The organism is Variovorax sp. CCNWLW186, assembly GCF_037203865.1.
Classification (GTDB): domain Bacteria; phylum Pseudomonadota; class Gammaproteobacteria; order Burkholderiales; family Burkholderiaceae_C; genus Variovorax.
In genome coordinates this window covers 249,370-261,237 of record NZ_JBBCBO010000001.1, presented here as the reverse complement: position 1 = coordinate 261,237, position 11,868 = coordinate 249,370, and the positions used below count along the sequence as shown (strand labels likewise).

The following is an 11,868-nucleotide window of genomic DNA, read 5'->3' as shown; positions in this document are numbered from 1 at the left end:
GGCCGTGGCGCCTTGCGACTATTTGCCGAGCTTGGCGCGTGCGTTTTTCAGATTGAAGACAGGCTTGCGGATTTCCGCGAACGTCGATTGGGTCACCACCCATTCGGGGTTCTGCTCGAGCGCCGCGAGTTGCGTGTCGTCGACCTGGGCCTCTACCAGGGTGCCAGTCTTCGGCGTCAAGACGACGCCCGGCACGCAGCGCCGCAGCCGCGCCTCGGCCGACAACTTCTGGTCGGGACTGCCTGTGTAGGTCAATACCACGCTTGTCACTTCAGAACTCCAAACCCTTCGTACTCGGCCGACCAGCCCACCTTTCGGGCTGCCTGCGACAGCATCTTGACGATGGCGTCGGCCTTTTCAGGACCTCTGGGCATGTTAAGCAGGTTCGGATTCCCTGACAACAGACGGGCCGCCATGCCCGATGTGAACGGCGTGGCCATCGAAGTGCCGGACATCATTGCGTATCGCCCGCCCGGAAACGCCGACAAAACGGCAACGCCGGGGCCGATGAAATCCGTCGAAAGGCCGTAGTTGGAAAACTCGGCAACAAACTCTTTCTTGCGGCGGATCTCGCTCTCCTGAAAGCTCTCCGGGCAGTCCGCCGGAAATGTTCCGTCGCGGCCAAGCGCGCCGACTGCCAGCGTGTGGCTGTACCGGGCGGGATAGCGCAGCAGCGACTGGCCGTCGTTGCCGGTGGCCGCGAACACGGCAATGCCGGCATTGCGCGCTTTTTCAAGAATGTCGGGCATCTCCGGCATCGGCTCGAGACTGCCCATGCTGATGTTGACGATGTCGCAGCCGTCGGCGATCGCACGTTCGAGCGCGCTGGCAATGTCGCTGGATCTGGCACGGCCGCGTTCACCGGTCTTGGGACACACGCGATACGCGAGCAGGCGGCAAGCCGGCGCCAGGCCGTAGATGCCGCTGCCCGCGGCCATCTTGCCCGCGATGATGCCCGCGACGTGCGTGCCGTGTCCGATGCCGTTGTCGAGAAAATCCGCCGGGTCTTCGCCGGTAACGAAGCAGCCGCCACCCGCCACGGCAATGTCGGCGTGCGGCCCGACGCCGCTGTCGATCACGCCGACGGTGACACCCGCTCCCGCCTGGGGATCGTAGGGCGCGTAATTCGAGAGCAGCTGATAAGCGTCAGGCACCAGCGGCGTGGTCTGGACATCCAGGCGCTTCGGTGCGGCAACACGGTCGAACCCCTTCACGAAGACCGACCAGTGCGTGTGTTCCGGCTCGACCAGAATCAACTCGACACGAGGGTAGAGCACCGGAATTCCCAGGCTCGCGATTCCCTGCGCGTCGGTGACCGCGGGCACGTGCGCGCCGTCCCAATCGACGAGCGCCTTGACCCGAACGCCCGCCACGGCGTTTCCCTTGGGATCGGCAAGGCGCAGCTCGAACCTCTTGACCTTGGCTCCCGCGGTCACCTGGATTGCGGAGGCTTCCAGCTCGTCGCCCAGCGGGCGGATGTATTGGAGATAGGCCCATGCAGCGGGCGCAATCCGCAGGCCCGGCGTATTCCGGCGCATCGCCAGCAACGCGGATGAATTGGCCTTCATCACCGACACGCCGTCCAGTTGCTTGACCAGATTCATCCGCGGCGCGCCGCGGCCTTGCACTCCTTGCCCAAGCGCCTCTTCTGCATTGCCCAGGTTGATGGCTCCAAGGGCCGCCAGCTCCGTGCCACCGGGCACGGCGCTCTTCGACGGCCACACGATAACGTCGTCAGAAAACTTGGGCTCGGCCGCTATGCGGCGCAGACGCAACTCCTGCAGCAGCCGCTCCAACTTCTCGCTGTCGGACTTCGACATGTCGCCCTTCGCGTGCTGATAGGCGCGCTCCGGATGCGCAGGGGCGGCTTGTTTCTGCGGTTTTTGTCGCTTGCTCGCTGCAGCCATGCGTTCTCTCCTGTTGCCTGCTTGTCGCACGAGGGGGTTTCACGCGGATGACGAACCGCGCTCCAGCACACCGCGCACACGCCGACCCACATGCTCCAGCCCGCCGAAGACCGCCACCAGCACCAAGGCCAGCAGCAGCCCGGCCGGAATGTCGGCGGGAAAATGAACACCGACGTGGATGCGTGCCCAACCGGTGAGTATGCCGGCCGCAAATGCCACCGCACCGGCGCGCCGCAACGCAGGCCGGCGCAAGCACAGCAGTGCGACGGTGAACATGACCGTCGCATGCGCGCTCGGCAGCGAACCGCGCGCACCGTGCTCGATGTACGCAGGGCTCAGGCCCACCATGAAAGGGCGCGGCAGGTTCAGCACTGCTGCAAGTTCATGGGCCAGCATCGAAGCAAGCGCCGCACAGCCCAGCACCGCCAGCAGGTAGCCGCGCTCCCGGCGATGCAGCCAGGCCATCCAGCCCAGCAAGCCCGCACACAGCCAAGGCCCGCCAACGGCGATGGCCCCCGCAGCCGACACCAGCCAGGCGCAGGGTGCGTGCCCTGCGGCAATCCACAGGAAGAGAAGAAGATTCAGTTCTTCCATTCGCCCTCCCCGCCCTCTTGATTGGCGCCGGCGTGCGACGCCATGGCAGCACTCTGCTCGGTGCACGGCTTGCGCAGAAAAAGGCGGTAGCTCCCGGCGTCGCCTACGACTTGCAGGCATGGCCAGACGGCCTTGGGCAACTGCGCCAGCGCAACGCGCGGCATTGCGACAAACAGCAGCTCGTGCGGCCGTTCATGCGCGAGCTGCAGCGGGTCGGCGATGTGCAGCGCCTGCCCTGCCGAATAGAACGCAGCAGAAAACATGCGCTCCTGCACAAATGCCAACGGCGCCTCCGGCTGCAGCTGCGCACGATACAGCTGCACCACCGCCTCGGCCGATTTGGCTTCAGCCCGGCCGCCCGCGGTAAGGTCCAGCAGCCTTCCCACGAACAGTGCCGTTGCGAGAAGAGTCCCGGCGAGCAGCGCCCGGCGCGCAAAGCCGTCGTCGCGGGGGCCCAGCCAGAGCGCCGCCGCAAGCGCGAGCGGCGGCAGGCCTGGAAGTACATAGGTCCAGAGAATGTTGCCGGCCGCCGTGAAGACCACGCACGGAGCAAGACCGCAGATCAGCAGGTAGCGCATGAACGATGGCTGCGCTTGCGTATCGCTCGCACCGTCCACCTGCAAACTTGTGCTCTTGCGCTCGCGCGCACGCCAGGCCGCAAGCGGCACCACGATGCTCCACGGAAAAATGGCTCCTGCCAGGAAAAGCCAGATGGTGCCGCGCGGAAACGCATGCGCCGAGCCGTAGCGGTCGCCCTGCCAGCCCGCGACCACGAACCGGTTCCAGTGCTCTCCGATGAAGAAGTAGTCCAGGAAACCAGGAGTGCGTGCCTCGGCAAACGCATACCAAGGCGCGGCCACGGCAACGAGCAGCGCACCACTTCGCAGCCACGGCACTGCCCGCCACACGCTGCGTGCCTGTCGTGTCCACAGGGACCACACGCCAACAGGCAGCAGGATCAGCACGCACCCCACCGGCCCCTTCGCCAACAGCGTGATCCAGAGCCCGGCGAAGAAAATCCACGTCTCGCGCCGCCGATGTTCGGCCGGCCCTTGCAGTGCCAACCAGAAGCCGCGCATCGACAACGCCGTGCCCAGGCACAGCGCCATGTCGGTGGTTACGGCGCCGGAGACCATCCAGAAAAGGACGGTGGTCGCGAGCAAAGGCAGCACGTAGACGGGCCGCCTCATGCCGGCCCGCCGCGCCCAGCCGAACGTGAGCACGACGATCGCTGCAGCCATCAGGAAGTGAGGCAGGCGCGCGGCGAATTCGTTGACTCCGAAGATCCGCATGCTTGCCGCGGTCAGCCAGAAAGCCAGCGGCGGCTTGCCCCAGAACGGCTCGCTATCGGTGAACCACGGCGTGATCCAGTCGCCGCGCTCCGCCATCTTTCTCGCGATTTCGCCGTAGCGCCCCTCGGTGGTGTCCATCAGTGGATAGCCCGCCAGTGAAGCCAGGCGCAGCACGATGAGAAAGACCAGCACGCAGGTGGTCGCAGTGCCCAGCGTCTGCCGGGTATCGGTAAGAACGCACGGCATCAGCGGCCCGCGCTTGCGTTCGATGGCACGGTCGCCGGTTCATACACGTCGATCAGGTAGACCGGGCGGCCCTTTGTCTCCGTGAAGATGCGCGCCACGTATTCGCCGAGCATGCCCATGCACAGCAGCTGCAGCCCGCCGAGAAAGAGCATCGTCACGATCAGCGTCGGAAAGCCCTGCACCGCATCGCCAAGAATCAGCGCCTTGAAAAAGAAGAACATCGCATAGGCAAAGGCGCTGCCCGCGCTGGCCATTCCCAGCAGCGTGGCCACTTTCAGCGGAGCGGCCGAGAACGCCGTGATGCCGTCGAAGGCCAACCCGACGAGCTTGAGAAAAGGCCACTTGGTCTCGCCGGCCGCGCGGGCAGCGCGCTCGTAGTCGATGGTGGCCTGCGGATAGCCGATCCAGGCGAACAGCCCCTTCATGAATCGCCCGCGCTCAGGCAGCTGGTTCAGTGCATCGACTGCCCGGCGGCTGAACAGGCGAAAGTCACCCACGTGCCGCGCGATCGGCACGTCGCTCACTCGCTCGATGAAGTGATAGAACGCGCTGGCGGTGGTTCGCTTCCACCAGGACTCGCCGAGCCGCTCTCGCCGCCTCATGTTCACCACGTCGGCCCCGCCACGCCATGCCGCAAGCATCGCGGGGATGAGCTCTGGAGGGTCTTGCAAGTCGGCATCGATGACCACCACGGCCTCGCCGCTTGCAAGTTGCAGCCCGGCGCTCATGGCTGCTTCCTTGCCAAAATTTCGGGTCAGGCGCGCATACGAGATTCCCGGATGGCTGCGCTGCAGGCGCTGCAGCAGATGAGCGGTCTGGTCGGTACTCCCGTCGTCGATATAGACGACTTCGTATCTCACGCCAAGGCCAGCCAGCACGGCGTTCAGGCGACGCTGGAACTCGACGAGCACCGCCTCTTCGTTGAAAACCGGCACCACCACGCTGAGCGCCACGTTGGACGCCGAGCCCGATGCTGGCCGTGCGGGCTGGCTTGGTGCCATGTCCGGCAGCAATCCGCCTGCAGTGCGGTCGGCGCGGAACCGCTCAGCAATGCGCGCGCGATGAAGGGGACGTGGACCGACAGAGTGAAGCATGACATCGCACCAGGACAAACAGGATGTCTGAATCCTCCGCCTGGAAGACTTTCCGGCGACTTACCGGCCCTGCGTTGTCACCTGGGTCGTCGCGATCTCCTCCTGCGCGTCCGAACGAGCCAGCAGAAATCTCATGCCCGGTTCGGCCCTTTGAGCGGAGAGCTTCCATCCGTGCGCCTGCGCGATCTCCTGGCATATGGCCAAGCCCAGGCCGGCGCCATGGTCGCGGCGATGCGGCCCGCGCCAGAAGCGCGTGAATATCTTCGAGAGCTGTTCCGGATCTGCGCCCGGCCCCCAGTCCCGAACCGCCACTGCCTCGGCGCCCACCTCCACCATCACCTTGGTGCCTCGCGGTGCATGCTGGATGGCGTTCTCCATGAGGTTCTTCAGCACCGTGAAGAGTGCCCCTCTGTCGGCGGTCCAGTGAACTGCCTGGCTGTCCTGATTGTTGAAATGTGCTGAAAGATGCACGCCTGCCGCCTGCGCCATGCGCTCCAGGTAGGCAACGCCCTGCCCTGCAACCTCCCGCACATCGACTTGCGCGAAGCTGTAGTTCTGAACCTCGCTGGCCTCGGCAAGATGAAGCAGTTGCTGCACCTGGCGCGCCATGTGCTCGACGTCCATGAGCAGTGAGTCGCGGCCGGCGCCTGCTTCACTCAGTTCGATTTGCGCGCGAATCAACGCGAGCGGCGTCTTCAGCTCATGCGCCGCAGTCGCAAGAAACTCCTGCTGAATGCGAAACCCGTGCTCCAGCCGTTCGAGCACGCGATTGAAGCTTTCGACCAGCGGCACAACCTCCGACGGCACTCCGGCCACCTGGAGCCGGGCATGAATCGACCTCGGTGCAATGGCGGCAGCGGAAGCAGCCACGTTTCGCAGGGGCTTGAGCGTGCAACGCAGCGCCAGGTAAGCGCATGCGCCAAAAACCACCAGCAGGACCAGACTGAAGACGCCGATCCCCGCCACCATGAACGGCAGCGCGAAATGCCGGTGCATGAGATCTGCGAGCCGTGCACTCGCAGCAAACTGCAAGAGCCACTTCTGGCCCGCGTGCTCCACAGGCACGGCGGCACCGTGGATCGGCTCCCCGTTGTGTTCGAACTTGAAGTACCCACGGCCGGCCTGCCGGGCAGCGCCTGCCCAGAATGCATCGCCCCCAACCGAAGACATCACGGCATTGCCTGATGCGTCCAGGACGCGGTACGCCACCTCTTGCCTCAGGCTGTCGTACATCCAGTCCGCACTGCTTTCTTTCGCATCGAACCCGACGGGTGTTCCCGAGCTGTCGAACTGCAGCGCGCCCGCCAATTCTTCCGCGCGCCCCACCAGGTCGGCAACGAACAGGAGGTCGCTGCGCACTGTCAACACCGTGATGAGGATCGAGGCGATCAGCACGATGCTCAGCACCACGCCGACCACGAATGCGAGCAGTATCTTGAAGCTGAGGCTATTCAGCCACGCCGACTGGACGAAGCGCATAGCCGAGGCCTCTTACGTTGACAACCCGCTGCCGCGAGCCAATGGCGAGTAACTTTCGGCGAAGCCGGTGAAGGGCCACGTCAAGTGCATTCGGCGTCACCGCGCCGCCCAATCCCCATGCAGCCAGTTCGAGCGCAGCGCGGCGCACCGTGTCGCCGCCTCCCTGCACCAGCAACAGCAGGATCTGCATTTCCGACGGTGCCAATGACACGCGCCCCTCACCGCAGCAAACGCTTCCCTCGGCCGGTTTCAGCTGCAAGTCGCCATGCGCGGGCTCGAGCGGCCGGCATTGCACCGGGCGGCGCAGCAGCGCCCGCACGCGCGCCACCATTTCGTCCATGGCAAAGGGCTTGGCAAGGTAGTCGTCGGCCCCGGACTCGAGCCCTTCCACGCGGTCGTGCAAGGCATCGCGGGCCGTCAAAACAAGGCACGGCACGCCCACCCCTCGCGCGCGCAGGCGCTGCAGCAAGGCGAGCCCGTCTCCGTCGGGCAGCCCCCGGTCGAGCACCAGCGCACCGTACGGCACCTCCTGGATGGCCGCCCACGCAGCATCGCCGCGGTGGACAACATCGGCCGCAATACCGGCGGCTTCCAGCCCGCTGCACGTGAGCCGGGCCAGCCGCTCGTGGTCCTCGACCAGGAGAACGCGATTCATCGCATGCGATATGGAAGCGGTTCGACAGGCTCAATTGCCATTCATGCGCTGGAAGAGTTTTTCGCCGTGCTGGCGCGTGCCCACCGAAAGCCCGACCAGCACTTCGTCGTGCCCCTCTTCGAGGAGTGCCAACGCTTCGGTTGCAAAGGCGTCGGGGCTCATCATTCCGGCGTTCTTCGTGCCGTCGCTTCGGGTATTGCCGCCCAGTCCGGTGTCGACGATGGGGGGCACCATTTCCACCACCTTGATTGCGGTGTGTCGGAGTTGATGCCTGAGCGTGAGAGTGAATGAGTGCAACGCGGCCTTGGCAGCGCAGTACACGGGCACATCAGCCATCGGTGCAAAGGCCAGACCTGACGTGACGTTGACGATCACAGCCTGCTTCTGCCGGCGCAGCAGCGGCAGGATCTCGCCGACAAGTTGCACCGGTGCAGTGAAGTTGACCGCAACCTCTTGCTCCAGATCGTCCAGCGCATGATCGCCGGTAAAGCTGCGGCGATATTGAACGCCGGCATTGTTGAAGACAACGCTGAGGTCCGGGTGCTCGGCGGCAATCCAGTCGATCAGCGCCCTTCGGCTTTCCGCGTCGGTCACGTCGCAGATTCGCGTGACAAGCGCCGGCTCGATCGCTTGCGCGCGCGCCAGCGACTCGGCCCCGCGGCCACAGACGATGACGCGGTTTCCCCGCTGAAGAAGCTGCTGCGCGAGCGCAAATCCGATACCGCTGGCGCCCCCGGTCACAAGGATGGTGCTGTTGCTCAATGTCATCGTCTGGGCCTTTGAGACTGAGGTCAGTCTGGTACGATCAAATGATGCCAATATGACACCATATTGTCAATAAAGCCTTATAGCGACAAATGACAAAGACCAAGCGAACTGCTGCCGGCGAAGCGATGAGCAGCTTGATGCTCGAACTGTTCAGGCTGAACAGCCGCCTGCTGACCGCAGGCGATCGGCTGGTGGCGCCGCTCGGGCTGACGAGCGCCCGCTGGCAGATTCTTGGCACCATCTTCAAGGGCGAACACCCGCAGCCCGTGGCGTGGCTTGCCCGCACGCTGGGTGCCAACCGGCAAAACGTGCAGCGGATCGTCAACGACCTGGAGAAGGAAAAACTCGTCGCGTTCGAAACCAACCCTCACCACCGGCGGGCGCAGCTCGTGGTGCTGACCGACAGGGGCCGGCAGGTCTACACAGCCGCCATGACCTTGCAAGCCCCGTGGATCGACAGCCTCTCGGACGGGGTTGCGGTGAACGACATCAAAACCATGCAGAGAGTCATGGCCTCGATTCGGCAGAAGCTGGAGCAGGACATGGAGGACGAAGAGCAAGGCTGACCGGCTCCGGCCGCGGTTCTGTCAACCTGCCGGCTTGCTCGCCAGTTGGCGCTCCAGCGCGTCGCGCATGCGCCGGGCGCTGTCGGCATCCACGCGGTCGGCCAGCACGCTGCCCAGTTGCCGCAGCTGCTGCGCCGAGAGGCCCACGTTCATGCTGATGCGGATGTGCGACTGCAGCTGCGACTCGACACCCGCAAGCGCGGACAGCATGCTGACCGTGGCCACTTCGCGGCTTTGCCAGTCGAGGTTGTCGCGTTCGAAAATGTCGCCGAACAGATGGGACCGCAGGTACTCGTTGGCTACCGGCGCAAAGTCGAACAACGGCCCCTGGACCGGCGCACCCGACAGCCTGGTCTGATTGGCGGTTCCCGCCGCCATCAAGGCGTCGCCTTTCGGAATGGGGCGGTTCGGCCCACGGCCCTCGGCATCTTTCACGCCGCGCTGCTTGCGCGCGTCGACGACCTTCATCAGCTCCGTCAGCGCATTCAGGCTGCGCGGGAAGCCGGCATACGCGTAGAGCTGCACCAGCACCTCCTTGGCTTCGCTCACGGTCAAGCCGGCATCCAGCCCCTGGTTCAAGGCCGCGTTCAGCCTGGCAATGTCGCCCGCGGCGGCAAAGGCCGCGATCGGCACGATGGCCTGCTGCGTGGCCGACAGGGCCTGGGACTGGGGGGTGCTGGTCATGCCGGCTGGCTCCTGCTGGTTCTGGGATGCATGGATGGCCGGGGCCGCGAGAACCAGGGCCAGGGCCGCCACGGCGACGGTGCGATGTCTAGCGCGCGCCATATTGCTCTTCGCTGACTTTCTCCATCCATTCGACGTTCTTGCCGTTCACCGTGCCGGTCACGGCCAGGTGGCTCATCGCGGAGCCCGGCGCCGCGCCGTGCCAGTGCTTGACGCCCGGCGGGCACCAGACCGTGTCGCCCGCGCGGATCTCCTGCACGGGCTTGCCCCACTCCTGGGTCAGCCCCACACCCGACATCACCAGCAATCGCTGCCCAGCGGGATGGGTATGCCAGGCCGAGCGCGCGCCCGGCTCGAAAGTCACCACGCCGCCCGAGGCATTGATGTGCGCATTGGCAAGCCACACGGGATCGACCCGGACGCGGCCGGTGAAGTATTCAGCCGGGCCCGCGGACGAAGTCTGGCTGCCCGCGCGCGTGACCTGCTGGGCGGCGTCGGGCTGCGCTTCAGCGGCGCCGGCCTGAAGCGATACGGCGCAGAGCGCGCAATACAAGGATGTTTTCATGCGGAAGACCTTTCACTGGCTCCAAGCGTAGGCGGGCTCGCCCACCCTGACTAGCCGCCCTCGTCCGCATGCACTTATCGACCGGGCGCATGAATCGCGAGCCGTTTTCCTACCCGAAGCGACCTAGACTCGAGGGCATGACGACCGCCCTCTTCCACGGGCCGCGCGGCCCGGCCGTACTGCCGCAGCTGTCGATGGCGGCTTGAGGCAGCCATGCCGCGCGACGACTTCAATGACCTGCTCGCATTCCTCGCGGTGGCGCGCGAGCGCAGCTTCACGCGCGCGGCGGCCACGCTCGCCATGTCGCCATCGTCACTGAGCCACAAGATGCGCGCACTCGAAAGCCGCATGGGCGTGCGCCTGCTGACCCGCACCACCCGCAGCGTGGTGCCGACCGAAGCGGGCGAGCGGTTGATGGCGACGGTGGCGCCGCAGTTCGATGCAATCGAAACCGAGCTGGAGGCATTGGCCGAGTTCCGCGACAAGCCGGCCGGCACGGTGCGCATCACTGCGATCGACACCGTGGCGGACCTGTTCATCTGGCCGCGCCTCGCACCGCTGCTGCACCAGCACCCGGACATCAAGGTCGAGATCGACACCAGCTACCGCATGGTCGACATCGTCGAGGAGCGCTACGACATCGGCGTGCGCACCGGTGAAGCCATTGCACGCGACATGGTGTCGGTGCGCATGACGCCGGACTTTCGGCGCCTGATCGTCGGTGCACCGTCCTACTTCGAGCGCCACCCGGTGCCGCAAACGCCGCAGGACCTGCTTGCGCACAACTGCATCACGCTGCGGCTGGCGACGCGCGGCGGCCTCTTTGCCTGGCCGCTGGAACGCAACGGACAGGCCGAACGCGTGCAGGTGCAGGGGCAGCTCACCTTCAACGGCAGCTACCAGATCCTGCAGGCGGCACTGGACGGCTGCGGACTCGCTTTCACGCCCGAATACCTGGCGCGGCCGCACGTGGAGGCCGGTCGCCTGCGCTGCGTGATGGAGGAATGGTTTCCGACTTCGCCCGGCTTCTTCATGTACTACCCCAGCCGGCGCCAGAAAACGCAGGCGGTTTCCATGGTGATCGACGCGCTGCGTTTGCCCGATGGGCCTCAGCCGCGGTAGCGCAGCGCGTCGATCACCAGCGTCAACGCACGCGTCGACTGGCGCCGGTTCGGGTAATAGGCATGCAGGCCCGGGAATACCGGGCACCAGTCCTCCAGCACGGCCTGCAAGCGCCCCACCTGCAGATGAGGCCAGGCCAGGTCTTGCGGCAAGAAAGCCAGGCCGCAGCCGCTCAACGCGGCATTCAGTATCTGGTAGGCGCTGTTGAAGGTCGCCTGCCCACCCACGCGCACCTGCAACTCGCGGTCGCCGCTCTTGAGCTCCCATGCATACAGGCCGCCGCCCGCCAGGCGCAGCGCGATGCAATTGTGCGCAAGCAATTCCTGCGGTGTGGCCGGCACGCCGCGCTCCGCGAGGTAGCCCGGCGCGCCGGCGATCACCATCTGCTGGTCGGGCGCGAGGCGCACCGCAATCATGTCCTTGGCCACCTGGTCGCCCCAGCGCACGCCGATGTCGAAGCGCTCGGCCGCGATGTCGATCATTCGGTAGTCCGAGCTGACCTCGATCTTGAGGTCAGGGTACTCGGCAACCAGCGGCCTCAGCCGGGGCCAGAGCACGGTGTCCACCACGTAGTCGATGGCCGTGATGCGGATGCTGCCGGCCATCTTGGTGCCGAGCTCGCTGACTGCGGCGACTTCGGCTTCGATTTCCTGCAGCCGTGGGGCCACCGTTTCCAGCAGCCGCTCGCCGGCCTCGGTGGGCGCCACGCTGCGCGTCGTGCGCGTCAGCAGGCGCACCCCCAGGCGGGTTTCCAGCGCACGGATGGTGTGGCTCAGCGAAGATTGAGACACGCCAAGCTTGGAGGCGGCACGCGTGAAGCTGCGCTCGCGCGCCACCGCCATGAAGGCCAGCAGGTCACTGATCGAGTCACGCTTCATTTCATCGTCAAGTTCGGG

The 11,868-nt window shown here is 65.7% G+C and carries 13 protein-coding genes; 2 read left to right on the top strand and 11 right to left on the bottom strand.

All coding sequences use genetic code 11. The annotated features are described in order from the left end of the window. Positions 1-18: 18 nt before the first annotated feature. From V9K97_RS01290 to V9K97_RS01255, 8 genes are all read right to left on the bottom strand, one after another. Complete coding sequence (locus tag V9K97_RS01290; RefSeq protein ID WP_148110632.1) at positions 19-261, bottom strand: hypothetical protein; 243 nt, start codon at positions 259-261, stop codon at positions 19-21. A gap of 5 nt (positions 262-266) precedes the next feature. Beyond that, positions 267-1,907, bottom strand: a complete 1,641-nt coding sequence (locus tag V9K97_RS01285) for a S8 family peptidase (RefSeq protein ID WP_337315888.1) — start codon at positions 1,905-1,907, stop codon at positions 267-269. Positions 1,908-1,946: 39 nt separating this feature from the next. Next, entirely contained in the window at positions 1,947-2,501 is a 555-nt protein-coding gene (locus V9K97_RS01280) for a phosphatase PAP2 family protein (protein ID WP_337315887.1), read from the bottom strand. Next, on the bottom strand, positions 2,489-4,039 hold the full coding sequence (locus tag V9K97_RS01275) for an ArnT family glycosyltransferase (protein WP_337315886.1): 1,551 nt from the start codon (positions 4,037-4,039) through the stop codon (positions 2,489-2,491). The genes V9K97_RS01280 and V9K97_RS01275 overlap by 13 nt, the downstream gene beginning before the upstream one ends. Beyond that, the gene (locus V9K97_RS01270) at positions 4,039-5,040 is read right to left on the bottom strand and encodes a glycosyltransferase family 2 protein (RefSeq protein WP_258505908.1); all 1,002 of its coding nucleotides are present in this window, start codon (positions 5,038-5,040) and stop codon (positions 4,039-4,041) included. Before V9K97_RS01270 ends, V9K97_RS01275 begins: the two co-directional genes overlap by 1 nt. Positions 5,041-5,193: 153 nt before the next feature. Then, a complete protein-coding gene (locus V9K97_RS01265) occupies positions 5,194-6,612 on the bottom strand; it encodes a sensor histidine kinase (protein ID WP_337315885.1) in 1,419 nt (472 codons plus the stop codon). Further along, positions 6,581-7,267: a response regulator transcription factor gene (locus tag V9K97_RS01260; RefSeq protein ID WP_258505906.1), complete on the bottom strand. Its 687-nt coding sequence runs from the start codon at positions 7,265-7,267 to the stop codon at positions 6,581-6,583. Before V9K97_RS01260 ends, V9K97_RS01265 begins: the two co-directional genes overlap by 32 nt. Before the next feature lie 30 nt (positions 7,268-7,297). After that, entirely contained in the window at positions 7,298-8,035 is a 738-nt protein-coding gene (locus tag V9K97_RS01255) for an SDR family oxidoreductase (RefSeq protein WP_337315884.1), read from the bottom strand. An 89-nt stretch (positions 8,036-8,124) separates the two neighbouring features. Between V9K97_RS01255 and V9K97_RS01250 the strand changes: the two genes are divergently transcribed. Beyond that, positions 8,125-8,601 carry a MarR family winged helix-turn-helix transcriptional regulator gene (locus V9K97_RS01250; protein WP_337315883.1) on the top strand — a complete coding sequence of 159 codons (477 nt, stop codon included), beginning with the start codon at positions 8,125-8,127 and terminating at the stop codon, positions 8,599-8,601. A gap of 21 nt (positions 8,602-8,622) precedes the next feature. Here V9K97_RS01250 and V9K97_RS01245 read toward each other — a convergent pair whose 3' ends face one another. Beyond that, entirely contained in the window at positions 8,623-9,285 is a 663-nt protein-coding gene (locus tag V9K97_RS01245) for a carboxymuconolactone decarboxylase family protein (protein ID WP_337315882.1), read from the bottom strand. Positions 9,286-9,373: 88 nt separating this feature from the next. Next, the gene (locus V9K97_RS01240) at positions 9,374-9,850 is read right to left on the bottom strand and encodes a (R)-mandelonitrile lyase (protein ID WP_258505902.1); all 477 of its coding nucleotides are present in this window, start codon (positions 9,848-9,850) and stop codon (positions 9,374-9,376) included. A gap of 213 nt (positions 9,851-10,063) precedes the next feature. Between V9K97_RS01240 and V9K97_RS01235 the strand changes: the two genes are divergently transcribed. Continuing rightward, positions 10,064-10,972, top strand: coding sequence for a LysR family transcriptional regulator (locus V9K97_RS01235; protein WP_337315881.1), 909 nt, complete (start codon positions 10,064-10,066; stop codon positions 10,970-10,972). On the opposite strand, the gene V9K97_RS01230 is transcribed toward V9K97_RS01235, so the two are convergent. Beyond that, entirely contained in the window at positions 10,960-11,850 is an 891-nt protein-coding gene (locus tag V9K97_RS01230) for a LysR family transcriptional regulator (protein ID WP_337315880.1), read from the bottom strand. The genes V9K97_RS01235 and V9K97_RS01230 overlap by 13 nt on opposite strands. Between the last annotated feature and the right edge of the window lie 18 nt (positions 11,851-11,868).

Excerpts from the sequence above, each read along its gene's own strand:
- V9K97_RS01285 (WP_337315888.1), bottom strand. The coding sequence starts at position 1,907 with ATGGCTGCAGCGAGCAAGCGACAAAAACCGCAGAAACAAGCCGCCCCT.
- V9K97_RS01280 (WP_337315887.1), bottom strand. The coding sequence starts at position 2,501 with ATGGAAGAACTGAATCTTCTTCTCTTCCTGTGGATTGCCGCAGGGCAC.
- V9K97_RS01275 (WP_337315886.1), bottom strand. The coding sequence starts at position 4,039 with ATGCCGTGCGTTCTTACCGATACCCGGCAGACGCTGGGCACTGCGACC.
- V9K97_RS01270 (WP_258505908.1), bottom strand. The coding sequence starts at position 5,040 with ATGGCACCAAGCCAGCCCGCACGGCCAGCATCGGGCTCGGCGTCCAAC.
- V9K97_RS01265 (WP_337315885.1), bottom strand. The coding sequence starts at position 6,612 with ATGCGCTTCGTCCAGTCGGCGTGGCTGAATAGCCTCAGCTTCAAGATA.
- V9K97_RS01260 (WP_258505906.1), bottom strand. The coding sequence starts at position 7,267 with ATGAATCGCGTTCTCCTGGTCGAGGACCACGAGCGGCTGGCCCGGCTC.
- V9K97_RS01255 (WP_337315884.1), bottom strand. The coding sequence starts at position 8,035 with ATGACATTGAGCAACAGCACCATCCTTGTGACCGGGGGCGCCAGCGGT.
- V9K97_RS01250 (WP_337315883.1), top strand. The coding sequence starts at position 8,125 with ATGACAAAGACCAAGCGAACTGCTGCCGGCGAAGCGATGAGCAGCTTG.
- V9K97_RS01245 (WP_337315882.1), bottom strand. The coding sequence starts at position 9,285 with ATGACCAGCACCCCCCAGTCCCAGGCCCTGTCGGCCACGCAGCAGGCC.
- V9K97_RS01240 (WP_258505902.1), bottom strand. The coding sequence starts at position 9,850 with ATGAAAACATCCTTGTATTGCGCGCTCTGCGCCGTATCGCTTCAGGCC.
- V9K97_RS01235 (WP_337315881.1), top strand. The coding sequence starts at position 10,064 with ATGCCGCGCGACGACTTCAATGACCTGCTCGCATTCCTCGCGGTGGCG.
- V9K97_RS01230 (WP_337315880.1), bottom strand. The coding sequence starts at position 11,850 with ATGAAGCGTGACTCGATCAGTGACCTGCTGGCCTTCATGGCGGTGGCG.